The following is a 26,228-nucleotide window of genomic DNA, read 5'->3' on the forward strand; positions in this document are numbered from 1 at the left end:
AGCTACTCCGCGATACGGCGGTCGCTGTGCAGCGCATCCACCAGCTTGACGGCCTCCTGCTCCATAGTGACCACGATAGTGTCCACCCGGCGCTGGAAGTAGCGGTGCGCCATCAGCGCGGGAATTGCCACGGTGAGGCCGGCGGCAGTGGTGATCAGCGCCTGGGAGATACCACCGGCGAGCACGCCGGCGTTGCCGGTACCCTCCAGCATGATCGCGGTAAACACCTGGATCATCCCCACCACCGTCCCCAGCAGGCCGATCAGCGGCGCCACCGCGGCGATGGTGCCGAGAGCGCCGAGGAAGCGTTCCAGTTCGTGTACCACCTGGCTGGCGGCCTCTTCGATACTGTCCTTCATCACATCGCGGCCGTGGCGGGAGTTGGACAGGCCGGCGGCGAAGATGCGGCCCAGATGACTGGAATCCCGCAGCTCCTTAAGCTTGTCGCCACTGATCTGATTGTTTTTCAACCACCCCCAGACTTCACCCAGCAGGGTGCGGGGGGCAATTCTGTGTGGATTCAGGGTCCACAGGCGCTCGATACAGATGGCGATGACGGCAACGGAACAGAGCAGGATGGGCAGCATCAACCAGCCGCCGGATTTTATTATTTCCAACACTTTTCTTAGGTCCCAGGCTGCGGAAGAGGAAATTCGGATGAAGACTCTACCACAGCCGGCGACGGCAGCTAAGACCGCGGGGGCGTCTTTTTCTTCTATGTGACGGCGATACCACAAAACGGCAGGATTGCCGTTTTGTGCAGCTGAAGGCTGCCCGTAGGGTGAGCGATTCGGCGTGCCAGGGACGGCCCGAATAACAAAACGGCAGGATTACCGTTTTGCGCAGCCGAAGGCTGCCCGTAGGGTGAGCGGTTCGGCGTTCCGAGCCAGGGACGGCCCGAATAACAAAACGGCAGGATTGCCGTTTTGCACAGCCTAAGGCTGCCCGTAGGGTGAGCGGTTCGGCGTTCCGAGCCAGGGACGGCCCGAATAAATAGCCGCCGGCATTGCTGCCGGCGGCCTTCGCGTCGCGGGCGCTACTAACTTAGCGCGATGGACGCTCCGGGCGCGCGGGTTTTTCCGGCCGCTCCACTTTTTCCGGACGCTGCACTTTCTCTGGGCGCTCCAGTTTCTCCGGGCGCTCGGGTCGCTCGAGCTTGGCCACCTTCTCAACCTTGTCGACCCTCTCCACCTTGAGTGCTCTTTCCGACCGCATCCCTTTGTCTGCCTTGGCCATTTTCTCGGCCTTGGTACTTTCCACCTTGTCGGGGTGGTTGGAGCGGATGCCGCTGATCACCTCGCCGAGGTTCACGCCCAGCTCTTTCGCGATCCGGCCCCAGCCCATACCCTCGACCTGGCGCAGGTAGAGCACCTCGTTCAGGGATTCCTCCGGCGTCATACCGGCCTCCCCAACGGCCTCGGCGGTAGAGGACATAGCCAACTGCTCCGCCAGCGCCAGGGTGATAAACACATTGCCGTAGCCCATTCCAGCGGCCGCCTCGCCGGCTTCGCCCTCGACTTCGTCAACATCGGTATCGCCATCGGCGACATCTTCGACCGCGTCGCCTTCTGCACCATCCCCGGTATCTTCCGGCGGCTGATAGCTGATCGAGCCACCGCGAAGACCCTCCACCGTGGCCTGGGATTGCTCTTCCCCGCCGAGGAAGTCGCTGAAGAAACCGGCAATCTTGCCGGAGGGTACCTCGGCAACCGACTCCACGACTTCGGTATCCGCCGCATCGGTTTCCGGCATATCCTCATCGGCCCAGGCGAAATTTCCCACCAGCATCCCGGCCAACACTGCCGGCAGCAGGCGGGTCTTGAATGGCATTCTCATCGTTGTCTTCTCCAGTTCAATTGATTGACCCACCGGGGGCGTCATACTTAACACGTATATCCGCTTCGAAACGTTCCCGGCAGTTCAAAAAAATTAATTGTCGGGGCGATAACTCACCTGAAATCCAAAACCCTGATCCGGACTGCCATCCGCGAGGCCCAGATAGGCGTACACCATGCCGCTCCACTGGGCGTTCAACTTGTGATTGAAATAGCCGAAAAGCTCTGTAGACGGATCGCTGCCGTCGGTGGTCGCCTGCTGGTAGTCCAGCGATGCGCCCACACTGTTCTGCTCGTTCAGGCGATAACCGCTGCCCACCGAGGTGTACCAGACATCCCTGATTTCCGTTTCCGGCAGGTCGCCCTTGAACTTGCGCGCCACAGTGGCGAAGGGGGTGAAATCGCCGACCAGGGTAAAGACCTCGGCCTGCAGGGTGTAATCCGCTTCGCCGGTCCCCAGGCCCTTATCCTCATCCGCGGTGGGCACCTTGTACTTGGCGGACAGATCGAAGAACCAGCGCTCCGCCACCGGCTCCAGGCTGTAGGTACCGGTGAGCCACAGGTCGCCGATGCCCGACTCCCGGGTGATCCCGGTTTCGGTATCCCCACCATTGCCGTTACCGCGGCCATTGCCACCCCCGACAACAACGCCGCCATCGCCGCCGGGAACCACCCCGCCCGGTCCCTCGATCTGTGTCCACGGCAGAGAAGCCTTGAAGGTCCAGCTGGCCGATGGCGAGTAGCTGACGGTAAAGGGGGTGCTGACGATTTCGGTTTCGGAGGTATCGCCGTAGTCGCCACTGCTGATATCGGTTCCCAGGGTGTATTTCCACTCCGATGCACTGGAGGCGTGACTGGTGAGCGCAGCCGCCAACGACAGCATCGCGCTGCAAAGTACTTTTTTATTCATGCAAAAACCTGATACTTCCAATTCGATATTTCTTGCCACTCAAACTCCCCGAACCTTAGCACAGGCGCGGTATTACACCGCGATCCACCTCTCAGTTTCATCGTGCCCGGAACAAAGTATGCCCTGTGCATTTTTTGCACAAAAATTGAGCAGTTATTTGTCGGCGGATTTGCGATACCAGAAGCGCCCGGCGTCGCGGGCCAGCGAAATCCGAGGCTCTTTCGCCCCCGACCATGAGAAGGTGACGGCACCGCTGCTTGCGGTATTCCAGATACGGGCGCCAGCATTGCGATAGCGCTCCACCACCTCCGGATGCGGGTGGCCGAAGTGGTGGCGGAAACCGGCACTGAAGATCGCGTTCGCCGGTTGCGCCCAGCGAATAAACACAGCCGAGGAGGAACTTCGGGAACCGTGATGTGGCGCGAGCAGGAGATCCACCGGCGGCAGGTCCGGATAGCGCAGGGCGAGCTGCTGCTCAACCCCACTGGAGATATCCCCGGCCAACAGGAGGCGCACACCGCGCCACTCGACCAGGGCCACGCAGCTGTGGTCGTTCTCCTCCCCCGAGACCTCCCCGTCTTCAGGCCAGAGCCACAGCAGATTGAGATCACCCAGCGTTTCTTTCTCACCAGCCCTGCAGTTGGCCGTCGTCCGCTGCGGAAAGTTGTTGAATCTGTCAGTCAGGAGGCCGGGAGCGATGACCCGGCCAGGTGGTATGGTTTCCACCAGCCCGACGAAGCCACCGGCGTGATCCCGGTCGCCGTGGCTGACCACAACCGTATCCAGCACCGGTATACCCTCCCCTAGGAGATAGGGTGCAATTATTTGGCTGCCCGCGCTCCAACCTGATCCGGACAGAGGCCCGGTGTCGTAGAGCAGGCGCTGCTGACGCGTGCGCAGCACCACCGCCAGCCCCTGCCCCACGTCCAGCACAGTCACCCGCAGGTCATCCTCTCCATTTACCTGGGGCAGAAACGGCAGCAGCGGCGGCAACAGAAACAGCCAGCCCAACCGGCGCCCGGGTAATCCCGCGGGCAGCAGCAACAGCAACACACCCAGCGCCGCCAGAAACAGGCCGAAGGTTCCCAGCGGCAGAGCCAGTGTCTGCCAGGCCGGCAGCATGCTGCGGCCCTGTTCGAGAAACCCCATCAACAGATCCAGTTGCCAGCCGGCAAAGCCGATAAACCAACCGCTCACCGGAGTCCAGATCAACAGGGTACCCAGCAGCAGCATCGGCAGTATCAGCAGACCCAACCAGGGGATCGCCACCAGGTTCATCAACATCCCGGCGAGGCTGAAACCGGAGAAAAACACCAATGAGGGCAACAGCAATGCCAGCGTCACCACCCACTGGCTGAACAACAGGCCGGCAAAACCGCGACCCATCCGGCGAGCGTACCCCGGTTCGGTATCGTCCGTGTCCCGCCGCAGCCGCACGCGATGGCTGAAAGCAAGCAGCAGCGCTCCCACGGCGATAAAGGAGAGCCAAAAACCGGCGCCGAAAAATGCCAGCGGTTGCAGCGTCAATACCAGCGCCAACGCCAGGCTGTAGGCGAGACCGGGACCGATTCTGCGCCGCCACTGCCAGGCGAGCAGCAACACCCAGGTCATCGCCAGGGCCCGCTGTGCGGACAGCGGCGCCCCCGCCAGCAGCGTGTAGCCCAGGGAGCCGGCCAGGGCGAGAAACACCGCCGGCGCGAAGAGCGATGTCCCGGTCACCGCGCCGATAAGGCGCCCCAGCAGATTGCCGATCAGCAGGAAGAAGCCGGCCACCATGCCCACATGCAGGCCGGAAATCGCCAACAGGTGCGCGGTGCCCGTCTCCCGCAGCAAACGGCGGTCGTCGCTGTCCAGCCCGCTGCGATCACCGAGCAGAAGCGCGCGCAGCAGCTCCGGGCGCCGCGCCGGCTGCTCCACCAGCCGGTCCCGCAGCCAGTGGCGCATCGCCGGCAGGCCCTTGAAGCTGTCGAGAAATTGCGGCGTGTGATCCCCTGGGCGCACATAGCCGGTGGCGTAAACGCCGCGGCGCAGCAGCCAGCCCTCGTAATCAAAACCGTGGGGATTGACGCTGCCGCGGGGGCGCTTGAGGCGCACCGGCAAATTCCAGCGGCTGCCGGCGCGCAGTTGACGGCGGATGTCGGCATCCGCCCGGTACCAGGTGAGATCCAGCAGTTGCCCTTGGGGCGGCGACGAAAGTTCGCCGCCTTCCAGCTGTCCCAGCACCCGCGCGCTGAAGCGCAGATTAATCGCGGCCTCGGAATCGCCCTCGCGGAGGGCGGAGACCCGGCTCTCCGGCAGGGAAGCCACTTCGACCTGTAACAGGAAGTCGGCACCGTGGGCACTGAGCGGCAGGCGTTCCGCCAGTGCCTGCCGGTTGTGCCAACTGCCCCACCCCGCCCCGGCAAATACCGCCAGAAGCAGCGGCACAAGGCGCCGGCGGGACTGCAGCAACAGGGCGCAGCAGAGGAGCGCGACGGCCAGTGTGGCGAGGAATATGGGCGGGGGAATCCGGGGCAGGCAGCCCACGGCAGCGATCGCCAGGGCGTAGCTCCAAAGCAACAGGGTCGGCGAAAGCGAATTCCGCCCTTCCGCCGTTCTTGCGCCCGCCGCCCACTGCCCCACCAACCATTGCATATGTCAGTCCACATCCTGTGCCGAAGCGTTCGTTGTGCCAGATTTTCCGGCCTGTCGCAAAACAGGGGCTGCCCTTGGGTCTCTATTCAGCATCATCGGACCGAATAAAATGCCTTTCCTGTATAAGCTGGCACCCTGCAGTCACAATTTTTTAAGAAAAGTGCCATCTTTAACACTCTTGTAATATTCGGCTCGCAGAATCCGCACCAACTAGAGACCGGGTGCCCGGACAGCATCCGCCTCTTTTCCAAAAATCATAACTGTGCGAGACGACCGATGAAAAAGACCGCAATCTCCCTGGCCATCGTCGCCCTGACTCCGGCCCTGGCCAGCGCCGAGGTATTCGAGTTCTACGGCAAGGCCAATGTGGACTTTCAATCCGCCGACGAGGGCGAAGGCTCCAATACCGATATCAAGAGCAACGCCTCCCGCCTGGGCGTGAAGGGCGAGCTGCCCTTCGACAACGGTATCAAGGGTATCTACAAGATGGAGTACCAGGTGGATATCGATGGGGAAGCCGAGGAAACCTTTGAGCAGCGCAACATCTACGCGGGCCTGGAGGGCGGTTTCGGTCAGGTGATCGGTGGCAAGTTCGATACTCCACTGAAGGTGGCACAGAACAAGGTCGATCTGTTCAACGACCTGGAAGGCGATATCAAGAGCGTAATCACCAAGAGTGACAACCGCGAATCCAACAACCTGCAGTACACCACGCCCTCTTTCGCCGGCTTCAAGCTGTCCACGGCCTATATCAGCAATCGCGATCAGGAGATCGAAGACGAGCTGGGCAATGTCATCGACACCCGCGACAACGGCACTTCCGTGTCCCTCGCCTACGATAACTACGGCGTCTACCTGGCCTACGCCTACGACCAGGACGTGGAAGCCAACGACTGGGATGTACAGCGCCTTGTAGCCCAGTACAACATTGGCCCGGTGCAGGTCGGCGCCCTCTACGAAGAGCAGGAGCTACCCGACGGCAGCGAACAGGATGGCTGGATGGCCTCCGCCGCCTACAAGATCAGCGCCTGGACCCTCAAGGCCCAATACGGCGAATCCGATATCGTGGTAGCCGAGGCGGAAACCTACAGCCTGGGTGTGGACTACAAGCTGTCCGCTGCGGCCAAGGTGTTCGGTTTCTATACCGATGAAACCGCGGCGAACGATTACGAGCGCAGTTACGCTGGTATCGGTACCGAGTTCAAGTTCTGATCGAACTTGAACGGTACGAAAGAGGCGGCCACTGGCCGCCTCTTTCGTTTGGGCGCCCCTATATAGGGTACTTTCGTCATTCCGGCGCAGGCCGGAATCCAGGCGCCTCCGAACTGGATACCGGCCTGCGCCGGTATGACGAGGATTTCCTAGATCACAAACAAATCCATAAATTCGTGCACTGGCGTTTGCTCCAGCGCCTTCCGGTCCTTGCACCGGGCAAAGATCCCCTCACAGCGACCAGGCGGAAAACGGGTCTCCAAACTGTCCCGGAATTTTTTCTCCAGCAGCGGAATCCCCTCCTTCCGCCGGCGGCGATGACCAATGGGATATTCCACTTCCACTTTTTCTGTCGACGAGCCGTCTTTGAAAAACACCTGCACCGCATTGGCGATGGAGCGTTTGTCCGGGTGGAGATATTCCTCCGAATAGCGCTTGTCCTCGACGACTTCCATTTTCTCCCGCAGCCGGTCGATCTCCGGATGCGCATCGTGGAAGCTGTCTTCATAGTGCTCCGCCACCAAGTTGCCAAACAATAGCGGCACCGCAGTCATATACTGCAGACAGTGGTCGCGGTCCGCGGCATTGGCGAGTTGTCCCTCCTTGGAAATGATGCGGATCGCGGATTCGTGCGTGGTGATTGCGATCCTGTCGATCTCATCAATGCGGTCCTTCACCTGCGGATGGAGAATCACCGCCGCCTCACAGGCGGTCTGGCTGTGGAATTCCGCCGGAAAGGAAATCTTGAACAACACGTTTTCCATCACGTAGCTGCCGTAGTCAGGTGAAGAGCCCCGCTGGAATTTGAACCGGCGATCTTCCGCGGCTTTCAGTTTGTGATCCGCGTTGGTAACGCTGAAACACACATCGTAGAAACCCCACTGCTTTGCGGTCAGCACACCGGGAATGCCCATTTCACCGCGCATGGCGATATCCGCCAGGCGCACGGCGCGGGAAGTGGCATCACCCGCGGCCCAAGACTTGCGGGAGCCCGCGTTGGGAGCGTGGCGGTAGGTGCGCAGCGCGCCGCCATCCGCCCAGGCGTGGGACAGCGCAGCCATAACCTGTTTGCGGTTCCCGCCTTTCAGCTTCGCGGCCACCGCTGTGGAAGCCACCCGCACCAGCAACACATGATCCAGACCCACGCGGTTGAAACTGTTTTCCAGCGCCAGCACTCCCTGGATCTCGTGCGCCTTGATCATGGCCTCCAGAACATCGCGCATTACCAACGGCTCTGTGCCCATCGAGATGCGTTTCTGCGACAGATAATCCGCCACCGCGAGAATCGCCCCCAGGTTGTCCGACGGATGGCCCCACTCTGCCGCCAGCCAGGTATCGTTGTAATCCAGCCAGCGCACGATACAGCCGATATCCCAGGCCGCTTTCACCGGGTCCAGGCGAAACCGGGTGCCGGGCACCCGCGCGCCGTTGGGTACCACAGTGCCCTCGACGATCGGCCCCAGGTGTTTGGTGCACTCGGGAAAACGCAGCGCCAAAAGGCCGCAGCCGAGGGTATCCATCAGACAGTTGCGCGCCGTATCCCAGGCTTCTTCCGAATCGATCTGGTAGTTCAGCACATAGTCGGCGATGTCCCGAATCTCCCGGTCGTAATCCGGACGGATATTCTGCTCCACAGTAGCGCTCATTTTCGATTCCTTCCGACGTTTGTGTAGGAGCGGCCGTTGGCCGCGATCGCCGGGAGCGCCGAGCCCCGGCTCGGCTATGACTCGCGCCATCCATGGCGCTCGCCCCTTTGTCGCGGCCATGGGCCGCTCCTACAGCGCAATTTAAACACTATAAGAATAGATAATTGCGCCTGAGCTGTCGCGAGCGGCCTTCGGAACCCCCAGCACTCTCGTCGTTCCGGCGCATGCCGGAACCCAGGTGCCCCCGAACTGGATGCCGGCTTACGCTGGCATGCCGACTCCAGAAAAGTCCGATTTAGAACAGGATATCTACCAGGATGCGCCGGCCCGCACACTCGCGAAGCGGGCCCGTGTGCAGCACACCCCTCAACCAAGCCCCGCCTTGGCGGCACGCACCGCATGCAGCTTCTTATAGCTCTCGATCAGACGCAGGTGTTTATCCAGCCCTTCCAGCTGCATATTGGTGGGAGTCAGGCCATGGAAGCGCACAGTGCCATTAACCGAGCCGACCACCGCATCCATGGGCCCCTCACCAAACATACGCCGCAGGTTCACGATGTAATCATCCAATTCGAGCCCGTCATCCAGCGCAATTTCCAGCACCGCCTGCACCGCGCGATAGAAGAGCCCGCGCTCCACCGTGTTGTCGTTGTACTGCAGGAAAGTCTCCACCAGCTCCAGCGCCTCCTCGTGCCGCTGCAGCGCCAGGTGGATCAGCAGCTTCAGCTCCAGCACCGTCAGCTGCCCCCAGACGGTGTTCTCGTCAAACTCGATGCCGATCAGGGTGGTGATCGTCTCGTAGTTGTCGATCTGGCTCTCCTCCAGGCGCTCCGCCAGATCAGCCAGTTCGTCATCGCTCAGGGCGTGGAGATTGAGGATGTCTTCGCGGTAGTCCAGCGCCTTATTGGTGTTGTCCCAGATCAGGTCCTCCACCGGGTACACCTCGGAGTAACCCGGCACCAGAATCCGGCAGGCGGTTGCACCCAGGTCCTCGTACACGGCCATGTACACCTCCTTGCCCATGTCACGGAGGACATTGAACAGGCGGCTGGCCTCGGTCTCATTGGTGTCCGCGTGATCACCGGACCTGACATCGGGGGTAAAGTCCCACTCGACGAATTCGAAATCCGCCTCGGCACTGAAGAAGCGCCAGGAAACCACCCCCGTCGAATCGATAAAGTGCTCGACAAAGTTGTGGGGCTCGGTCACCGCCAGGCTGTTGAAGGTGGGCGGCGGCACATCGTTCAGGCCCTCAAAGCTGCGGCCCTGCATCAGTTCCGTGAGGCTGCGCTCCAGCGCCACCTGGAAGCTCGGGTGGGCGCCGAAGGACGCGAAGACACCGCCGGTCCTCGGGTTCATCAGCGTCACGCACATCACCGGGAACTGGCCGCCCAGGGAGGCATCCTTCACCAGTATCGGGAAACCCTGCTTCTCCAGCGCCTCGATGCCTTCGAGAATATCCGGGTATTTTTCCAGCACGGCGCGGGGCACATCGGGCAGCGCAATCTCCTGCTCGATAATCTGCTTTTTCACCGCCCGCTCGAAGATTTCCGACAGGCACTGCACCTGCGCCTCGGCCAGCGTGTTGCCCGCGCTCATGCCGTTACTCAGGAACAGGTTCTCGATCAGGTTGGAGGGGAAATACACCAGTTCCCCGTCCGACTGGCGCACAAAGGGCAAGGCGCAGATACCGCGGTCCGCCCTGCCGGAGTTGGTGTCGACCAGGTTCGAACCGCACAGCTCACCGTCCGGGTTGTAGATGGGCAGCGTGTAGTCATCCAGAATGCCCTCCGGCAGTTCGTCGTCCGGCCCCGGCACAAACCATTCCTCATCCGGGTAATGGACAAAGGCGCTGTTGGCGATCTCCCCGCCGAAGTACTGGTCGTTGTAGAAGAAATTGCAGTTCAAGCGCTCGATAAACTCGCCCAGCGCCGAACACAGAGCGCTCTCCTTGGTGGCCCCCTTGCCGTTGGTAAAGCACATGGGCGACGCCGCATCGCGGACATGCAGCGACCACACATGAGGCACGATATTGCGCCAGGAGGCGATCTCGATCTTCATACCGAGGTCCGCCAGGATGCCCGTCATATTGGCGATGGTCTGCTCCAGCGGCAGGTCCTTACCCTCGATACAGGTCCGGTGCTCGCTGTCCGGCTTCGCCATCAGCAGCGCCTGGGCATCCTCATCCAGGTTCTCCACCGTCTCGATCTGGAACTCCGGCCCGGTCTGGATCACCTTCTTGACCGTGCAGCGGTCGATCGAGCGCAGAATGCCCTGCCGATCCTTCTCGGAGATGTCCTCCGGCAGCTCCACCTGGATCTTGAAGACCTGGTTATAGCGGTTCTCCGGATCGACAATATTGTTCTGCGACAGGCGGATATTGTGGGTCGGAATATTGCGCGAAAGGCAGTAAACGCGAACGAAATAGGCCGCGCAGAGCGCCGATGAAGCCAGGAAGTAGTCGAAAGGGCTGGGCGCCGAGCCATCGCCTTTGTAGCGGATGGGCTGGTCGGTGATGACAGTGAAGTCATCGAACTTGGCTTCGAGTCTGAGGTTGTCGAGGAAGTTGACGTTGATTTCCATTGGGGTACTACCGGGCTGGGATATCGCGGGCCATAAAGCTAAGGCGCGGCATTATCCAGCTTTTGGGGCGCTTCGTCTCGACAAATTGGAACACAGAGAGTACTTGGCAGTCGGGCCCGGCAGAGGGAACTACCGGGTTAGGCACTGAATAACATCCACGTCCCTGCCGGCTCCGCCTCCTGTGAGGGGCCGGAGACTCCAATTGTCATACTCCGGGGGCTTTCATTTATCCACAATAAGGCCCCCAGATTCGCGCCTCTTGCTTAATCGATAAAACTTCCGGCGTTTAGCAACGGCCCGTCTGAAAATACCACGCGCTCGCCGCTTTGCAGATCTATAGCCATGGCGGCGTCCCCGGCATTGAGCACAAACAGGACATCCTTCTCCGGGTCCAGGCTCGCCAATGTCGGTGAATCCACTGCGGGTCCCTCGCCGAGCAGAGAACCGCTCTCTGGGGGGATACCCAAGATCACACTGCGATCACCGGATGCCAAATCCACGGCAATTACCATACTGTTGGAAAAGTCCGGTATTAAAGCGCGATGATTGACGCTATCCACCACAACGGATTGGATAGAACCAAAACTCGGACCCGCCCCAATTAGAGCGCCTGTATTATCCGGGTCCTCCCCGGACAATACCGCGCGGTCGCCGGTCTCCAAATCGATTGCTATCAAAGCGTCGTTTCCGCTATCGACCAACAAAGCCCGATTACTCCCAGCGTCCAGCGCTATGCCTTCAGCGCCGACCTAGCCGGTACCGGATCAAGTCTGGCTTGATGTTCCTGCGCCGACAGGAGGCTTCGAGGAAGGCTGGATTCAGTAGAAAGGATAAATGGAGACTTTAAATGGCGCCTATATGAACATTGCATTGAGTCGATGCCTTGACAATCAGCGCCGTACAGGATAGCGGTTGCCGGCTCCAGAAAAGCAAAAAATGTGAAACACACTACTTTCCTGTGTCTGCCCTACATTTACCGGGTTGCCCACGCCTCTCTTCATCACTTAATATCCTTACCTGAATACCGCAAGAAAAACAAATAAAACTACATGGAGCTTTACACAGCGTTCATGGCGGATCTTGCCTACAACGGATTGTGGACACGAAATTTGTGCGGCAATGGCGGCACACTACATTCGCGACGCAAAGAAAAGAAAGGGGCCACCCTTCCAAGCGGGTTGGCTAAGAAACTGGAAAGTCTTTATCTCTACCCTGCTTACGACTTTTCTTGGTAGAAAGGTCAGGAAGATTCGTGAGGATTTTTCGGTTTGGTCATACGCTGGTGTTGACCAGAATCAGGCAATTAGAGACTGGCTTGAGAACAATAGCTTAACCTACAGCCAAACTAAATCCATGGCGATAGACAGCGCATAGAAATATAAGCGGAGATCCTAAATGAATGTTAAACGCCTGGCAGAATCGCACCATGGATATCGGCAATGGAGCTTTTCTCAAGCACATATGTCAACCTGGATTCACTACCGCAGTATGGGGATCTGCGCGGGTCTCGTCGCACACTGGATACGGGACCACGCGCATGACGATAGTCTGGTCAACGAACTGGGCTCAGGTGGGGTTGCGCCTCTAAACATCAAAAAACTCCGACAGATTGCCAATGATAATCGCATGTGGAGGACGCAAAGGGCATCTTCGCAGGATGAACAAATCTCCCTTTGGCTGAGAAATAATGGCATTGACGACCTGAGGACGAGTGGTAATTTCGAGAGGACTGTTCGAATAGACTATGGCTATGGACGGATAATTCGGTCGACGTCACCAGGTAATAATCAGATATATGAAGGTGTCATTGGCCGCAGTTTTCGCCCAATGATCGAAAACGAAATTGTTAATGCTCTTGCCAAGTATAAAAGCTGCTATGCCAGAGTCGCATTTGGCGGTCGAATGTTTGGACACTCCGTGGCGGTGTGGCTGGGACAGCCAACATGGAAGTCGCAAGGTGACGCCTGTTTCTTTGACCCTAACTACGGGGAATACTGGTTTAAAGAAAAACGGGATTTTTTTAATTTCTTTCCGGTGTTTTATCGTGCAAAGTATAAGAACTTTCCCTGTTATTTTGGCCATTTCTGGGATGTTGCACCTTGTGCAAAAAGGGTTACCTAGAAGGATATTTCTATATGAAACGCCCACTACTCACAGTTTTTTTGCTGTTTTATTTTACGCTTGTAAATGCAGCTGATTCGAACTCTTCACATTGCACAACAGATTTATCTTATGGCTGTTTAGACACCAGGATCCTTCAAAGTTTCTGGTACGGATCACCAAATGACGAAAATGTATCCAAGTACCTTTCACGAGAAAAAACATTTGCAAAATACTCATGGAAACATGCAATTGCATCTTCCGTTGTTTACAAAAGAGAAAGCCACGAAGAACCACTCCCCAAGCTTGAAAATTTAGGCTGGAAAAATATTCTATGCTCATCAGACAAAAGTAACTGCGTACAGAATGAAGAAGATGATATCGGATTCTACGCAGATGCATGGTTGACCGAAAACCATGAAATAGTTATTGCTTTCAGAGGGACTGATTCGGTTTGGAAAGATTTTTTTAAAGGGAATCTTGCCTTTGCTCCATTAATTTTTGGGAGAACGCAATTTGATGCGGCTCTTGATTTTTCTAGGGACATCTTAGATCAAGCCGAAAATGAAGAATTTGAATTTTATTCAGTAATTTTTACTGGGCACTCTCTTGGTGGTGGGCTCGCACAGTTTACACAAAGATTTTTCGACAAATCAAAGTCGATTGTTTTCGACCCATCCCCCAATAGAGGAAGACTTTACTCTTTATTTACTCTGGCTGACTCCCAACCGCTTAATGCGGTTCGAGTTTATGAAAAAGGAGAAATCCTGGAATCTTTCAGAAAAGGACTTGACCCTGATTTTAAATTTGATTGGGAGCCGAACAAGCTGGGCAAATCAACCATCTGGATGGATTTTTATGATGACGGCCCATCTAAAGCGCATAGCATACGAGATTTTGCAATGAGCTTAATTAAGCTGTCGGCTATTGATGGAGATAATACCGCAGCTGAGTACCTGAGTGTAATTGACACCACAAGGGAGAAAAATTACAAAGCAACTGTCATGTGATGCCAAACACTGGGGTTAGAGTAACATCTGGGGCGCATAACACCTGTCTCTCGGCTCACAGCGCCGCCTGCCGCAAGCCGTTGGTATCCTTCAACACCTCGAGCACTTTCTTCCAGTGCAAATCGTGCATGCCGACGAACCCCCCAGGACGGACCCCCCGCACCATCTCGTGGAGCAACCGCCGGTGAAGGCTCCCCATATCCCGGGCACCAACGGGCTGAACGGCCTGAAAGAAATCAAGGCAGCCGCCCTGCACTGCCGCTGGTCGTTGTATCCACTATGGATCACCATGCCAGTATCCAGCAGATTTTCGGGTCTGCTGAAACTGTTTGGCTGTGATAACCGAACGCAGGCCGTCCTGAAGGCGCGGCAACTCGGTCTTATCCTCGATTGACCTGCTGCAATCACTGATGCACAAGAAAGCCCCAGAGGAAGAACAGTACGGCAGGACTTCCCTTGAGCCTCGGGCATGGGAACCGTCGGGTTAGTCGCAGGTCTTAGAGCCGGATATGGAAACCCCGGCGCTGAAGCAGCCAAGTACTCAGGATATGTAGATACCGTCTGTCGCGACACGTCAAAGTGCTGCGCTATTATTAACCCGGCGGTCCATGTTTTGCCACCGTTTCCATCTTGATACCTATCCAATTATTTGGTGTTACACTCCAAGTTCACTGGGGCGACCTGGTTAATAACAAATTATTCTGTGAATGTTCACGACGCAAAAGTGATGTTGAATATGATTAAAGAATTCATATCGGCATCGAAAATCAGATTGTCCGGATTCATAACGTTTGCACCCAATACCATCATTGCCCCTCAAGGCTGTCGTTCGTATCTACGGCACTGACAAGCCTGATTAATAGACGTTATATGTAAAACTATTGGTTCACCACCCTACAGATGTCGGGTATATATCAACAGCCGGCCGTGCTATCTGACCTTATCGCCATCCGTCTTGCTTGTCCCAGAGACGTCCATCTGTAACCCAATCATGTGCTTGAACGGCCGTAACATAGCCGGAAAATCGCGCCCTGGTTCCAGCTGGCGCATGCGCCTGAGTGTCGGCGGCGCGGCGCCAACCGGTAGCGGGCACCAAACCCAAGAGGGCTGGTCGCCGAAGAAGGGCGCCACCAGGCCACGCGGGTGAAGAGCCGTCGAGGGGCACGGCGTCGATGGCGAAACAATCCCGTCCCCGCCCTCTCCACCATTTCCCTCGCCAGCCAACCCCAACTGGTGGAGGCGCTGGCGCCGCTGTGACGGCGGAGACGGTCAGCAGTTTTGCTTGGCGCACAATAAATCGCCGCCAACACTTGCAAATGAGAATCGTTATGTTTAAGAATACGCACCCGATGAATTAACGCCGCCACGAGAAATTACCATGCCCACTCCCCCTAACCCCGGCAAGACACTGCTGTCATACGCGATATCCGCCGCACTCGGGCTTACCCTCGCCCAACAATCACTGGCCCAGGAGGCTCCATCGACCGTCGAGGAGATCAGCGTCACCGCCCAGAAACAGGCCTATCGCGGCGACACTCCCCTGGAATCCCTGCCCCAGCAAACCCAGGTTCTCTCAGGGGAGACACTGGCTGAGCTGGGCGCAGTCCAACTGCAGGGCGCACTGGACATCGCCGGGGGCGTCGCCCGCCAGAACAGCTTTGGCGGTCTGTGGGACAGCTTTGCGATTCGCGGCTTTGCCGGGGATGAAAACCTCCCTTCCGGCTACCTGGTCAACGGCTTCAGCGGCGGCCGCGGCTTCAGCGGCAACCGGGATGCCTCCAATATCGAAACCATCGAAGTCCTGAAAGGCCCGGGCTCCGCTCTGTTCGGCCGCGGCGAGCCCGGCGGTACCATCAATATCGTTACCAGGAAGCCGGGTTTCGAGAGCGAGGGTGAAGGTTACCTACGTGCGACCGCCGGACGTTACGGCACTTACCGCTTCGAGGGCGATTACGCCGATACCCTGAACGACCGGGTGGCTTTCCGCATCAACGGCGCCCGCCAGGACGGTGAAAGCTTCCGCGACGCCGTGGAATCCGAAAAGACCGTCCTGACCCCGTCGTTCCTGGTGGCGCTCGCCGAAAACACCTCTCTCAGTTACGAAGCGGAATACCTGAAGCAGGAGGCGCCTTTCGACCGCGGCATCGTCGCCATCGACGGAGATCCCAGCAAAGTACCGGTTTCCAACTTCTACGGCGAACCCGGGGACGGCCCGACTGAAATCGATGCCACCGGCCACCAGCTGGTCCTGCAGCACGACCTGAACGACAACTGGTTTATCCTCGCCGGCGCCAACTATCGGGCATCCTCCTTCGAGGGCTGCTCCACAGATCCCGAGCTCTCCGGCGGGCGCCAGCTGCTCAACAACGACGGCCAGCCCCTTTCGCGCCAGCGCCGCTGTCGCGATTTCGATGCCACCGATACATCCGGCCGCATCGAACTGTCCGGCTCTTTTGAAACCGGTGCGCTCACCCATCACACGATCGTGGGCAGCGACACCTACGAATATGAACTCGAATCCCTGCAGGACCGCTGGCGCGTCGACTGGGATTCCGGTGACAGGACCTACTCGGTGGATGTATTCAACCCGGTATATGGCCAGGTTGCGCCGGAAGGCTCGCCGCTGGCCAACAGGCTGGAAGAGCAGAGCGCCTGGGGCCTTTACTTCCAGGACCAGATCGACCTGGGCGAACACTGGAAAGTACTGCTGGGCCTGCGCTATGACGACTTCAGCCAGGACATTGAAAACCGCCTGTCGGGAGTGAATAGCCGCCAGTCCCAGACGGCCACCAGTCCGCGCGCCGGCCTGGTATATGAAGCCAGCGACACCCTGTCCGTCTATGCGAGTTATTCGGAAGGCTTCCGCCCCAACAGCGGAGCGGATTTCTTCGGCACCGCCTTTGAACCGGAGGAGAGCAAATCCTACGAAGTGGGTACAAAACTGGTTGCACTCGACGGCGCCCTGAGCAGTACCATCGCGCTCTTCAAAATGGAAAAATCCAATATTCTCACCGCCGATCCCGCACACTCCGGATTTTCCGCCGCCCTTGGTGAAGCGGAGAGCCAGGGGGTTGAAATCGATATCACCGGTGACCTGACCGACACCTTGCGGATGCTGTTCAACTACGCCTATGTCGATGCCGAAACCACCAATGACATCACCAACGCAGACTGGGGCGTGGACATCCCCGCCGGAAGCCCGCTGATCAACATCCCGGAAAACAGCGCCAACCTGATGCTGGTGAAAAGCTTTACCATCGGTGGCAAAGCCTCCACCTTCGGCACCAGCGTGAACTATGTGGACGACCGCCTGGGGGAAACCATCGATCCAAGCTATACCCTGCCTTCCTACACACTGGTCAACCTGCTGGGCTCCTACCAGGCCACCGACAAGCTGAAATTGACCATGAACGTCGATAACCTGCTCGACGAGGAATACTACGTGAGTTCCTATCACAAACTCTGGACCATGCCTGGCTCGCCGCTGACCTGGACGCTGGGAGCCACCGTTAGCCTCTGAGCCGGCTGGCTGAGAGCGGAATGCCGGCGGGCCGCAATGCCCGCTGGTATTGATTCAATCAAGCCCTTCGATGACAATGAGGGCACACTCTGCGCAAAGGCAGGATGCCCAGCAACAGGGCAAAGTCCCGGAACCTATGCAGGTTTCGTTAGCCGCTGCCTCTGAGAAATGACCTGAATGCAAAGTAAGAAACCAGGCCGCAAACGACTGCCCCGATACCGAAAAGAATCCTGTGAAACGGGATTCCGGACAGAAAAGAAAGAAAAGCAACACTTCCACTAGCTCCGGAATCATCAGCAAACAAAGAAACCCAGCCAAAAATGGAACCTAGTACCAACGAAATAACAGTTGCCGATAAGGCGTTCCATCTACCGGCGTTCCTTACCATTACCGTAATGCCGGCAACAGTAAACGCGATACCTGCAGCAAAGAAGATCCAGTTAGGCGCATTCTTTGCTGAATTTTCAGGCGTCAATATTTCTAACCCTCTGAGGATTAGAAAAACTCCTGCAAATAGCGCTGAACCAACCAGAAATGCCCTGTCTTTAAATTTAAATTCTTCGCTCATATTCGCGTAACACCTGTTCATGGTTTGCCGGGAGCTTCCTGGTGGACTTTCGATAGTGTATCGCACTGGTAACGTACTCGATTTGCCAGTGTAGTGTTCCATCCTGTTTGGAACTAAAACGACAGTTGGCACGAATGACCTTCTTAACTCAGATTCCTGTTCTTTCATCAATACTGAGAGCGAGAGGATTATACCTGATGAGGCGAAGAACTTTTTAAACCCTCGCGGGTCATATCTGCAACCCCGCCCGATCATCAGTTGTCCTTCGATACAGGACTTTGACCAGCTCCACTGCGGAAAGCACTGTGATACCGATGGACTTCAGCACAACAATTCCTTTGCGCACCGGCAGCGAGACATCGGATACCTGGCGTCTGGCGATTTCTTTGACTATTGCGCTTGGCGTGCACGCAGCGCTGATCACCATTCCAGTATCACTGGTTCCACTGCTTCCAGGGACGGCGGCAAGCAATAAATATCCACTCAAAATTATTTTGTTAAGCAGTAAGAATACTGAAGCCTCACAAGCACCAAACACCGACCATCCTACCACCCCGGCGAAGCCCCGGAAGCCTGAACGCCGCAGTGCGGAAAAGTCCAATAAGGCTGAGGCGGGACGACCTCCTGCTCCCTCCCGGCCCGATGCGGAGATACAGAGCAAGTCGACGCCCAAACCCGAGACCCCTTCGACGGCGGGCACCAGGTCTATGGATATACCCGCTGATTCTGGGGCCAAAAGCCGGTCCACGGTTTTCGACCCGAAGCTGGAGAAGAAACTGGCTCGAGAGCGCAATAAAGTTCGCAAATTCAAGTCCAGAGATACCGAGTACACGACCACCACTGGTACCTTTGTTCAACAGGGGGATCGCTGTTGGGAAGTCAAAAAATCGGACCCCAGTGACATGAGTAGTGAGTCAAGTCTGTGGTTCAGGATGAAATGCCCCAAGGCTTCCAGATCCGAGTCAGATATTGACCGGCTGGCAGAAAAATATGGAATTCCCTGAGCCCGTAGGGTGGATGAGAGTGCTTTTGGACACCCATCAAACGGCCCCTCGCTTCCTTGGGAGGTCCGGATATTCACAAAGCTCCGGAATGGGTGTTCACGTTCGCCGGAATACGCAAGGGGGCTTTCAATAGCGCATTCAGAGAGAATGTTAATGCTTTGATTTCCAGCGCCTGCCAATCGTCCAGTATCGCTAGTTCTATCCCTGAAAAAAGTCGGGATGCCTTGATGCGCGTAGCAGTTTGGCGTTGTTCGACAAACCGCGCAATGGCCTGTTCGCTAATTGGCCTATCTTTTGACGGGCACTGATCAAACCAATCCGACATCACATCGGCAATGGACAGCGACTCGGCGGTGATGAAGTCGCACAGCCCCATGGATAGCCGTCTGGCGTTTTCGATAACTCCGCGCATAGTTGCTAACAGCTCGTCTATTTCGACCATATCCCACCTCCTTGCAGGCTGACTGCTTCGTCAGCAAATAACTACCGCTGAAGCTTCGCCCAGGCTTGGCCTGTTGCCTTCTGCGGGAGAAAGCCACGAGCGTTCGATCCCCAAAGCAACACATAGTTCTCACTTACATCCACAGATGCTCCCAAACGGCGACCCTGAAAAAAGCTTATTATTCTATAAATTCATACTCTTTTACGAAGAGACATTTATCAAAATATACGATATTGATCAATCAAAATACGCTATTTTGATAAAACGGTGATAGCTATCATGCATTGAGAATATTCACAATACAGAGGGTGTTCACATGATCGATTGATAGCTCTACGATGCAGGCGCTGACAACTCGCGAAACGACGCTTTTGATAGAGGGTGGAGCCAAGGTTTCCAGCCTGAAGCTGGTCCGTGTGAGGCACGAAGGTAAACGCTATTACCAGATTGAATTTGTGTTGAGCGCTCGCGGTGCTGAAAAAGCTTCCCAGTTAATCACTACCCGAAATGAGCCACACCGCTGGGCGGACCTGAATCGAGCGGTAGCATTTGTCGAGCAACTGTTCCCGGGTAACAATGAAATCCGGTTGATCGTTAAAAATCGTTAGCGATTTAACCAGCAGTACTTCCACGATCAGCGCCACGCGCAACTGCGCGACCCGGACACCGGGCCACACCAGTATCTTCTGGCGACGATGTCCACAGCCCCGCCCGGCGCAGCCGCATGAAATCCTCCACATCCACCGGACGGCCATCCACGCGCACCACACTCAGCAGTGGCTCCAGCGCCTCCCTGGATCTGGTGACCGCATTCTCCGCCGAGCCCGCCAGTGAACGGACCCAGCCTCTGTTTAGCCTTTGGGGTGATCGGCGCGCGCCTGAGCAGGCGGCCGGAGTGCTGACGAATGCCGGCACAGTCGTGGATCGAGGCGACTTTTGATCGTCGGCGGAGGCGATGGGCCGCGCAGCCGCCGATTCCTGTCCCTCTTATCGGTGCGCCAACGCGTAGTCGATCGCCGCACACACCGCGACAGTCTGCGCGGTATTGCATTGCTCGGGAGTCGCGCGGGGGCTGTCGGGGTAGACCTCGGTGGTGGTCTTATAGACGCCCGGCGCGACCACCGGCGAGCCGATGATCTCGCCGTTGCCATCGGCCGGGGCGATATGGGTGAGCCCATTCATTCACAAGGAAAAAGGCTTGACAACCGATTTTCTGCCAAAAACGATTACGGTTTCTTCACTTCAGAACGGGCTTTATTGTTATCGCTTTTAGTTCGTTGAGCGGTAGCCTGTGGTTTTACCTTGTTGAGGATCAGCGCTTGCTTGGCGCTTCTGATCGCCTGAGTGTCATTTGTTTCACTGCTCATCATCTTCAGCCTGTTTTTTCATTTTATCTTTCGACAGCGGTCCTGCGGAAACACCGCCTTCATCATCTGGTGAATACGGGGGAGTAACATTTTTCTTTAACGCTTTCTTGGCCTTCTCTCTGAGAAGTTTTTCTTCCTCAGACATTTTACGATCATCATCTTTCATAATTCACCTCAACACCTTAAAAAGGTAGTCTGGAAAGTGCTCCGCTCCTGTCGACTCTACATAAGTAAAATCGAGGCTCTCATAATATCCAATTAGCGCTCTAGCGGGCCTCATGATCCTTAGTTCTTTAGCGCCCAATATTCCAGCATACGCGGTGGCATTCATTATTGTAATAGGTACTACTCGCCTTGGGCCCAATGGATTTCCCGCTCGCGGAGCACCTTCGATAAGCTCGATCCTCATTCTGGTACTGGCATAAGACGGACGACCATAAGACAGCCCGCAGAGCTTATCGTCATACCAAATTGATAGTTCGAAGCGCTTTGGGTGGCGTTGGCGATAAATTTTGGCCGCTTCGCTCCAACTCCATTCGGCTCGCGGCCGAGAACACTCATGGTCAAGCCATGTCTCCGAACATCTCAATGCCTCCGAATCGATTCCCGCCAATCGAATACTCGCATAATCATGATATATTTCCGAAAGATTCTCGGAAGTTACCTCTCGAGCAATTGACCGCAATTGTTCAAAACGCTTCGATGCATTTAAAAATCCAGACGGTGAAATCATTCGCACACTCCTTGTTTACTGCGCCGGCCAATGAGAATGTCATTTAAATCTTAATTAACCGTCGTTTCAAGTAATAGTCAATAGCCTACCCACAGCAGAAAATCGCCAAATAGTACGATTGAACCAATTAAGGCGGCATGGTACGTGAAACAGCGGATCAACATCCCCGACCGCGACTTAGCAACTCTATAAATTCTTCAAGTCCGTTTCCAATTCGCCCTCATCGTAGTTGATGAACTGACCGTACTTACCCAAGATACCGTGGAACTCAATTTCTGAGGTACCAGTAATTTTTCCTCCCTGAACACCGTTGATTTTTTCCAGCTTGTATAGAGCTATCGCCAAGACCTCTAGCAACTCTTTCTCGTCAAGACCTAAACACTCGGCAACTTCATCATTCACGTCCAATTTCATAAACCACCCCCCCTTGGAGAGAATCACACTTCAATCGTTTCGCGCCACTCTAAAAATGTTGAGCTTACCCGCGCGCAGTTTCTGCAGCGCGATCCTGGCCAAATCGCGGCTCACGGCGACATCGGTACTGCACTCCTTCACCTTGATCGAGCCCACCTGATCGCCGGCGATGCCATCTTCCCAGGTCAGGGCACCGAGGATGTCACCAGGGTCCGGTCGCGATCGCGCTGCTCGAGGCCGTCATGCAGGGCCAGGGCACTGAAGCCGTACTCGCCCAGGGTATCGGCGACTTTTGATCGTCGATGGAGGCGATCCGCCGGCCGGGCCGGGCCGCGCTAGGCCGCGCAGCCGCCGATTCTTGCACCTCTTATCGGTGCGCCAACGCGTAGTCGATCGCCGCACACACCGCGACAGTCTGCGCGGTATTGCATTGCTCGGGAGTCGCGCGGGGGCTGTCGGGGTAGACCTCGGTGGTGGTTTTGTAGGGGGCGCTGGTGATGCTCGCGCAAAGAGCGAGCTCCTTGAGCGGGTACTCAATGACGCCCGGCGCGACCACCGGCGAGCCAATGATCTCGCCGTTGCCATCGGCCGGGGCGATATGGGTGACCTGCTCCACCGCCGCGATCACCGCCTGCTGGAACCCGGACTGCGGGTTCTCGCTGTCGTCGACCAGATAGAAGCCGTCGGGTATCCCGCCCGGCGCGAACGGTTTGCCGTCGCGGGCGGCCAGCGCGGGGCGGAACTCGGTTTCGTCGGTATCGGTGGTCTCGTGCAGGTCGATATGCAACAGCGCACGATCGCGGACGGGCGCCACCAGTCGCATCAGCGCCGCCGACTCCTCGGCCGGACTGCCCTCGCGGAACGAGCGGTTCGGGTCGACTGCGTGCGGGTTCCAGCGATGGATACGCTCGTAGGCCCAGGGGCTGACACAGGGCGCGACCAGCAGGTTGACGCGGCCTGCGTAATCCAACCCATGCTGTTCGACGAACTGCAGCGCGCCGTGTACACCGCTGGTTTCGTAGCCGTGCACGCCGCCCGTCACCAGCACCACGGGCAGGTCGTCGCGCCAGTCGCGGCTGCGGATCGCGAACAGCGGATAGCTGTCGGGGCCATAGCCCAGACGGCCGTACTCTTCCACGTCGAAGCGCGGGCGCAGGCGCTCGATCACACTCAATACGTCCGACTCGTAGCTGCGTTGACGGGTCTGTCGCGACAACCACTCGGCGCGCTCCGCGTCGCCCCAGGGAGTGCCGGGGGTGCCGATTGGATAGGATGCGGGGGCCGTGTTCATATCGCTTGTTCTCCACTGATGACCGAGGTTGGCGGGTATTCTAACACTCGGCCCGAAACGCCGCGAAGGCGGTCAAGCCGGCGCCGCCCGCCTAAGCCACACGGTGATCAAATTCAAATGTTCATAAGTGCGTATTGCGCGTCGGTCAGGCTGTGAGTAACATCGGTCCGACTAAAGGATCAGCCCGGCAATAATAGAAGAAGCTTGTAGTATACCTCCTCCCCCTAAGCTGAAAATATGCCAATAGAAAAGTACAAAGGGTTGCTGGAAGAAATGGCACTTAGGGCTACACGAGTATTTAAGAAAGAAGGCAAAGCCGTATGAGTCAATTTAAACTTGAACTAGCGGAATCCGAGTTAAAGATAGTGCTCGAAGCGCTTATGGAAATGGAAGCGCGCATGTCAAAAGTGTGCAACACATCCGATGACGAAGATGAAGTGGCAGACATTGGAAATGATCTTATTGAGGTTCGACTTCTTTTAAACCCACTAAAAGAAAATGCGGTTGAAAAATTTGGAGAAGGCATTCTCAATTTTTCCCGAGAGCCATTATAGGATTGAATATCAGTAATCAGGGAGGCAAAGTACTCTCTATAATTGGGTACAAGTATCCGGAAGAAGAGACCATTCTCCTTCACTACGCCGACAAAATGAGGGATGGGAAAGCGAGATCTATCCTCGAAAATCGCGGTATAAAAGACAGCCGCGAAGTAGAAGCCTTATCCACTTTCTACTGGAGGATGCTGGATGTGATGGCTGATGACGGCGGCAAAGGTGTCCCGATACTGGAGCGGGAGGGAATCGAAGCTTGGGCGGAATACATATTTCATTCGCTAAACGGCTATTTCGTGAGTAACGGCTATGAAGCTGAGCGGGACAAGGGTCAGTAAAATTCTATCTTTCGGTTGTTCGCGGGCTAGAAAATATATCGATCGGAATTTCTTGCTCACCGCTCTGTGAAGCACCAGATGTCGCACGTAGGTAATAGCATGACAATATTGTCACACACACCGCTATAAATTCAGGAGGAACCTGTGTCTCAGCCAATGAATCAGCAATCACTAACCGACCTGTTCCGCCAATTGGGGGCGCCCGACCCTGAATCCTGGGCCAAATCACAAGCCGAAATGGGTGTCAATCAGCTCTATCGCTTCCTGTTCCTGCGCCAAGCCTGGGAGCGAGTGATATCTGAAGATGACGACAGCAGGATAGACGCGAATATCGATGCTGCAAAGCAGGACCCCAATGCTCCATATGCAGGTGTTGGACATGCTGTGGACCGAATACTGGCGGCAGGGGTCTCCCGCGAAGATATCGTCGATCTTGTTCGCGGTATGCAGGCAGAACTCCTGTTCGATTTCTGCTATCTCCTTGATGACCCGGCCATCATGGAGCCCAATCTAGAGTCTATCGGGTGGACGCTTGTGGAAACAACGAAAGATTTCGAGCCAACGCCGATTACAATCAGCGCGCTTCATGGGTCTGTCCTTGAAACCGATCCCACGGGGCGGGAAATGTCTCCACGTAAATAGGCCTAACCTGATATCGCCTCACAGCACCTTCCCAAGCCATGAAACAACGCCCCAAAGCCGCTGCGCACTACGAATGCCTGACACAGGGGTAAAGCCGGGCATGACAAAAATATATGCATAAAAGCGACCCTACCCGAAAGGCTCAACACCTTCGCTGTTTACTATAGCCGCGACAATCACATCATTGTCGGCATCCGGATCCATAGTTCCCGCAGAAATATACTCCCGCTGAATGGCAAAAACTGTTTTTGTTGTCTCTTCCTTCTCACATTCCCGGTGGTAATTCAGAATCGGATCGCAAAAATATGCATTACAAATATCCGAGCGTAGATATCTTGGAAGGCTGCATCCATTTTCCGTATGGTTAATACAGGAATTTTCTATAACCTCTGGCGCAACCCTGGATACGTACATTGACACAATTTCTTCCCCACTCAGGTCTGGGTTAGCCTCCATAAAGCGACGCAGAACCATCGGAGACAGGTATGCGTGGTCCTGCCCAGATGAGCAACATGCCCCTTTGCACAGGTAACACAAGTTATCACTGATGGGCTTGAGCTGAGGTCGGTGTAGAAACATTTCTTGATGCGCTCTGTCTGTCTCTGCGGCGGAAAAGTTCTGATCCAGAACCATTTCTGGTTTATCATCGGAAACCTCCGCCTGTTCAACCACTTTCTGCAAATGCTCACGATAGTTTTGAATGCGATCGGGCATCGCCGGCACACTTCCGACGCGCCCTGTGGGGACGACCATCAAATAGGTATTTTGTTCTGATAGGCCAGACGTCTTCCTCAAGGCAGCCTGGAATAAGGTATCATTTTCGTTTTCTTCTTGCAGAATTCGCGCCTGAATTTTTCTCTCCCTTTCAGCTTGCGCAAGTTTCCGGTCGCGGATCAGCTGCCGATGAAACGCCAGTTTCATATTGAACAGGCGTTCCGGCAGTGATCGACACTGCTCCATAAACTGCCGGCACTGTGGCTCTTGACAAATCGAAAACTCTGGGTTCTTTTTCGGCGAATGGCAGGAATTCGAGATAGGTTCATTGCAAACCAGACAGCGGGCAGAAGCCATGCGTAACTTTGCGGGATTATCCATGAAACTTCACTTTCTTTGCTTTATATGACAACGCTTAGTGCAGCACATCGCAGTTAATGAACTGCCCTTACTTGGATGCCGTGGAATTCAATTTCCGAGGTGCCAGTGATTTTTCCTCTTTGAACGCCATTAGTTTTTTCCAACTTGTACAAAGCGATCACCAGAACCTCTAGCAATTCTTTAGCAATTCCTTCTCGCTAAAGCCTAAACACTCGGCAACTTCGTCATTTACGTCCAATTGCACATATTTTACTCCCTTGAAGACAATCACTGCCCAGCCGGATTCGATAGTATTTAATTTTTGTATCAAATCAAAGGCTAAGCTCCGCTCAA

General features: G+C 56.1%; 26 protein-coding genes. 11 read left to right on the forward strand and 15 right to left on the reverse strand.

What is annotated here, in order from left to right; all coding sequences use genetic code 11:
• Window positions 1-2: 2 nt before the first annotated feature.
• From FHS09_RS10860 to FHS09_RS10875, 4 genes are all read right to left on the reverse strand, one after another.
• Window positions 3-620: a MotA/TolQ/ExbB proton channel family protein gene (locus FHS09_RS10860; protein WP_183459712.1), complete on the reverse strand. Its 618-nt coding sequence runs from the start codon at window positions 618-620 to the stop codon at window positions 3-5.
• Between the two features lie 424 nt (window positions 621-1,044).
• A complete protein-coding gene (locus tag FHS09_RS10865) occupies window positions 1,045-1,836 on the reverse strand; it encodes a hypothetical protein (RefSeq protein ID WP_183459714.1) in 792 nt (263 codons plus the stop codon).
• 93 nt (window positions 1,837-1,929) lie between these two features.
• Window positions 1,930-2,745 (reverse strand): hypothetical protein, encoded by an 816-nt coding sequence (locus tag FHS09_RS10870; protein WP_183459716.1) that lies wholly within the window; start codon window positions 2,743-2,745, stop codon window positions 1,930-1,932.
• A gap of 153 nt (window positions 2,746-2,898) precedes the next feature.
• Window positions 2,899-5,379: a DNA internalization-related competence protein ComEC/Rec2 gene (locus FHS09_RS10875; RefSeq protein ID WP_183459718.1), complete on the reverse strand. Its 2,481-nt coding sequence runs from the start codon at window positions 5,377-5,379 to the stop codon at window positions 2,899-2,901.
• Between the two features lie 276 nt (window positions 5,380-5,655).
• Between FHS09_RS10875 and FHS09_RS10880 the strand changes: the two genes are divergently transcribed.
• Window positions 5,656-6,591 (forward strand): porin, encoded by a 936-nt coding sequence (locus FHS09_RS10880; protein WP_183459720.1) that lies wholly within the window; start codon window positions 5,656-5,658, stop codon window positions 6,589-6,591.
• Between the two features lie 149 nt (window positions 6,592-6,740).
• Here the strand turns inward: FHS09_RS10880 and FHS09_RS10885 are convergent, their stop codons facing one another.
• The 3 genes from FHS09_RS10885 to FHS09_RS10895 all read right to left on the reverse strand — a co-directional run bounded on the left by FHS09_RS10885 (window position 6,741) and on the right by FHS09_RS10895 (window position 11,320).
• Complete coding sequence (locus FHS09_RS10885; protein ID WP_183459722.1) at window positions 6,741-8,237, reverse strand: bifunctional 2-methylcitrate dehydratase/aconitate hydratase; 1,497 nt, start codon at window positions 8,235-8,237, stop codon at window positions 6,741-6,743.
• Window positions 8,238-8,603: 366 nt separating this feature from the next.
• Window positions 8,604-10,820, reverse strand: coding sequence for an OsmC domain/YcaO domain-containing protein (locus tag FHS09_RS10890; RefSeq protein ID WP_183459724.1), 2,217 nt, complete (start codon window positions 10,818-10,820; stop codon window positions 8,604-8,606).
• 263 nt (window positions 10,821-11,083) lie between these two features.
• Window positions 11,084-11,320 carry a hypothetical protein gene (locus FHS09_RS10895; protein ID WP_183459726.1) on the reverse strand — a complete coding sequence of 79 codons (237 nt, stop codon included), beginning with the start codon at window positions 11,318-11,320 and terminating at the stop codon, window positions 11,084-11,086.
• Between the two features lie 895 nt (window positions 11,321-12,215).
• Between FHS09_RS10895 and FHS09_RS10900 the strand changes: the two genes are divergently transcribed.
• The 4 genes from FHS09_RS10900 to FHS09_RS10915 all read left to right on the forward strand — a co-directional run bounded on the left by FHS09_RS10900 (window position 12,216) and on the right by FHS09_RS10915 (window position 17,450).
• Window positions 12,216-12,941 carry a YopT-type cysteine protease domain-containing protein gene (locus tag FHS09_RS10900; protein ID WP_183459728.1) on the forward strand — a complete coding sequence of 242 codons (726 nt, stop codon included), beginning with the start codon at window positions 12,216-12,218 and terminating at the stop codon, window positions 12,939-12,941.
• A gap of 14 nt (window positions 12,942-12,955) precedes the next feature.
• Window positions 12,956-13,930, forward strand: a complete 975-nt coding sequence (locus FHS09_RS10905; RefSeq protein WP_183459730.1) for a Tle-like phospholipase domain-containing protein — start codon at window positions 12,956-12,958, stop codon at window positions 13,928-13,930.
• 184 nt (window positions 13,931-14,114) lie between these two features.
• Window positions 14,115-14,324: a helix-turn-helix domain-containing protein gene (locus tag FHS09_RS10910; RefSeq protein ID WP_183459732.1), complete on the forward strand. Its 210-nt coding sequence runs from the start codon at window positions 14,115-14,117 to the stop codon at window positions 14,322-14,324.
• A 984-nt stretch (window positions 14,325-15,308) separates the two neighbouring features.
• The gene (locus FHS09_RS10915) at window positions 15,309-17,450 is read left to right on the forward strand and encodes a TonB-dependent siderophore receptor (RefSeq protein WP_183459734.1); all 2,142 of its coding nucleotides are present in this window, start codon (window positions 15,309-15,311) and stop codon (window positions 17,448-17,450) included.
• Between the two features lie 148 nt (window positions 17,451-17,598).
• Here the strand turns inward: FHS09_RS10915 and FHS09_RS10920 are convergent, their stop codons facing one another.
• Entirely contained in the window at window positions 17,599-18,018 is a 420-nt protein-coding gene (locus tag FHS09_RS10920; protein WP_183459736.1) for a hypothetical protein, read from the reverse strand.
• A gap of 305 nt (window positions 18,019-18,323) precedes the next feature.
• On the opposite strand from FHS09_RS10920, the gene FHS09_RS10925 reads away from it, so the two are divergent.
• Window positions 18,324-19,022 carry a hypothetical protein gene (locus tag FHS09_RS10925; RefSeq protein ID WP_183459738.1) on the forward strand — a complete coding sequence of 233 codons (699 nt, stop codon included), beginning with the start codon at window positions 18,324-18,326 and terminating at the stop codon, window positions 19,020-19,022.
• 73 nt (window positions 19,023-19,095) lie between these two features.
• Here FHS09_RS10925 and FHS09_RS10930 read toward each other — a convergent pair whose 3' ends face one another.
• Window positions 19,096-19,464, reverse strand: a complete 369-nt coding sequence (locus tag FHS09_RS10930) for a hypothetical protein (RefSeq protein ID WP_183459740.1) — start codon at window positions 19,462-19,464, stop codon at window positions 19,096-19,098.
• A gap of 338 nt (window positions 19,465-19,802) precedes the next feature.
• Between FHS09_RS10930 and FHS09_RS10935 the strand changes: the two genes are divergently transcribed.
• A complete protein-coding gene (locus tag FHS09_RS10935; protein WP_183459743.1) occupies window positions 19,803-20,072 on the forward strand; it encodes a hypothetical protein in 270 nt (89 codons plus the stop codon).
• A 116-nt stretch (window positions 20,073-20,188) separates the two neighbouring features.
• Window positions 20,189-20,404 carry a hypothetical protein gene (locus FHS09_RS10940; protein WP_183459745.1) on the forward strand — a complete coding sequence of 72 codons (216 nt, stop codon included), beginning with the start codon at window positions 20,189-20,191 and terminating at the stop codon, window positions 20,402-20,404.
• A 47-nt stretch (window positions 20,405-20,451) separates the two neighbouring features.
• Here the strand turns inward: FHS09_RS10940 and FHS09_RS10945 are convergent, their stop codons facing one another.
• The 5 genes from FHS09_RS10945 to FHS09_RS10965 form a co-directional block, all read right to left on the reverse strand.
• Window positions 20,452-20,646: a hypothetical protein gene (locus tag FHS09_RS10945; protein WP_221191940.1), complete on the reverse strand. Its 195-nt coding sequence runs from the start codon at window positions 20,644-20,646 to the stop codon at window positions 20,452-20,454.
• 174 nt (window positions 20,647-20,820) lie between these two features.
• Window positions 20,821-20,997, reverse strand: coding sequence for a hypothetical protein (locus FHS09_RS10950; protein WP_183459747.1), 177 nt, complete (start codon window positions 20,995-20,997; stop codon window positions 20,821-20,823).
• A 753-nt stretch (window positions 20,998-21,750) separates the two neighbouring features.
• Entirely contained in the window at window positions 21,751-21,978 is a 228-nt protein-coding gene (locus FHS09_RS10955; protein ID WP_183459749.1) for a UPF0175 family protein, read from the reverse strand.
• A gap of 30 nt (window positions 21,979-22,008) precedes the next feature.
• Window positions 22,009-22,134: an RNA-binding protein gene (locus FHS09_RS23385; protein WP_425487768.1), complete on the reverse strand. Its 126-nt coding sequence runs from the start codon at window positions 22,132-22,134 to the stop codon at window positions 22,009-22,011.
• A 211-nt stretch (window positions 22,135-22,345) separates the two neighbouring features.
• Window positions 22,346-23,269: a M14 family metallopeptidase gene (locus FHS09_RS10965; protein WP_183459751.1), complete on the reverse strand. Its 924-nt coding sequence runs from the start codon at window positions 23,267-23,269 to the stop codon at window positions 22,346-22,348.
• Window positions 23,270-23,589: 320 nt separating this feature from the next.
• Between FHS09_RS10965 and FHS09_RS10970 the strand changes: the two genes are divergently transcribed.
• The 3 genes from FHS09_RS10970 to FHS09_RS10980 all read left to right on the forward strand — a co-directional run bounded on the left by FHS09_RS10970 (window position 23,590) and on the right by FHS09_RS10980 (window position 24,800).
• On the forward strand, window positions 23,590-23,823 hold the full coding sequence (locus FHS09_RS10970) for a hypothetical protein (RefSeq protein ID WP_183459753.1): 234 nt from the start codon (window positions 23,590-23,592) through the stop codon (window positions 23,821-23,823).
• Window positions 23,824-23,825: 2 nt separating this feature from the next.
• A complete protein-coding gene (locus FHS09_RS10975; RefSeq protein WP_183459755.1) occupies window positions 23,826-24,158 on the forward strand; it encodes a hypothetical protein in 333 nt (110 codons plus the stop codon).
• 144 nt (window positions 24,159-24,302) lie between these two features.
• Complete coding sequence (locus tag FHS09_RS10980) at window positions 24,303-24,800, forward strand: hypothetical protein (protein WP_183459757.1); 498 nt, start codon at window positions 24,303-24,305, stop codon at window positions 24,798-24,800.
• Between the two features lie 129 nt (window positions 24,801-24,929).
• Here FHS09_RS10980 and FHS09_RS10985 read toward each other — a convergent pair whose 3' ends face one another.
• A complete protein-coding gene (locus tag FHS09_RS10985) occupies window positions 24,930-25,895 on the reverse strand; it encodes a hypothetical protein (RefSeq protein ID WP_183459759.1) in 966 nt (321 codons plus the stop codon).
• Between the last annotated feature and the right edge of the window lie 333 nt (window positions 25,896-26,228).

The sequence above is a fragment of the Microbulbifer rhizosphaerae genome (assembly GCF_014191725.1).
Classification (GTDB): domain Bacteria; phylum Pseudomonadota; class Gammaproteobacteria; order Pseudomonadales; family Cellvibrionaceae; genus Microbulbifer; species Microbulbifer rhizosphaerae.

Coding starts and splice junctions, on each gene's coding strand:
- FHS09_RS10865 (WP_183459714.1), bottom strand. CDS start 1,836: ATGAGAATGCCATTCAAGACCCGCCTGCTGCCGGCAGTGTTGGCCGGG.
- FHS09_RS10870 (WP_183459716.1), bottom strand. CDS start 2,745: ATGAATAAAAAAGTACTTTGCAGCGCGATGCTGTCGTTGGCGGCTGCG.
- FHS09_RS10875 (WP_183459718.1), bottom strand. CDS start 5,379: ATGCAATGGTTGGTGGGGCAGTGGGCGGCGGGCGCAAGAACGGCGGAA.
- FHS09_RS10880 (WP_183459720.1), top strand. CDS start 5,656: ATGAAAAAGACCGCAATCTCCCTGGCCATCGTCGCCCTGACTCCGGCC.
- FHS09_RS10885 (WP_183459722.1), bottom strand. CDS start 8,237: ATGAGCGCTACTGTGGAGCAGAATATCCGTCCGGATTACGACCGGGAG.
- FHS09_RS10890 (WP_183459724.1), bottom strand. CDS start 10,820: ATGGAAATCAACGTCAACTTCCTCGACAACCTCAGACTCGAAGCCAAG.
- FHS09_RS10900 (WP_183459728.1), top strand. CDS start 12,216: ATGAATGTTAAACGCCTGGCAGAATCGCACCATGGATATCGGCAATGG.
- FHS09_RS10905 (WP_183459730.1), top strand. CDS start 12,956: ATGAAACGCCCACTACTCACAGTTTTTTTGCTGTTTTATTTTACGCTT.
- FHS09_RS10915 (WP_183459734.1), top strand. CDS start 15,309: ATGCCCACTCCCCCTAACCCCGGCAAGACACTGCTGTCATACGCGATA.
- FHS09_RS10920 (WP_183459736.1), bottom strand. CDS start 18,018: ATGAGCGAAGAATTTAAATTTAAAGACAGGGCATTTCTGGTTGGTTCA.
- FHS09_RS10930 (WP_183459740.1), bottom strand. CDS start 19,464: ATGGTCGAAATAGACGAGCTGTTAGCAACTATGCGCGGAGTTATCGAA.
- FHS09_RS10935 (WP_183459743.1), top strand. CDS start 19,803: ATGCAGGCGCTGACAACTCGCGAAACGACGCTTTTGATAGAGGGTGGA.
- FHS09_RS10940 (WP_183459745.1), top strand. CDS start 20,189: ATGAAATCCTCCACATCCACCGGACGGCCATCCACGCGCACCACACTC.
- FHS09_RS10945 (WP_221191940.1), bottom strand. CDS start 20,646: ATGAATGGGCTCACCCATATCGCCCCGGCCGATGGCAACGGCGAGATC.
- FHS09_RS10950 (WP_183459747.1), bottom strand. CDS start 20,997: ATGAAAGATGATGATCGTAAAATGTCTGAGGAAGAAAAACTTCTCAGA.
- FHS09_RS10955 (WP_183459749.1), bottom strand. CDS start 21,978: ATGAAATTGGACGTGAATGATGAAGTTGCCGAGTGTTTAGGTCTTGAC.
- FHS09_RS10965 (WP_183459751.1), bottom strand. CDS start 23,269: ATGAACACGGCCCCCGCATCCTATCCAATCGGCACCCCCGGCACTCCC.
- FHS09_RS10970 (WP_183459753.1), top strand. CDS start 23,590: ATGAGTCAATTTAAACTTGAACTAGCGGAATCCGAGTTAAAGATAGTG.
- FHS09_RS10985 (WP_183459759.1), bottom strand. CDS start 25,895: ATGGATAATCCCGCAAAGTTACGCATGGCTTCTGCCCGCTGTCTGGTT.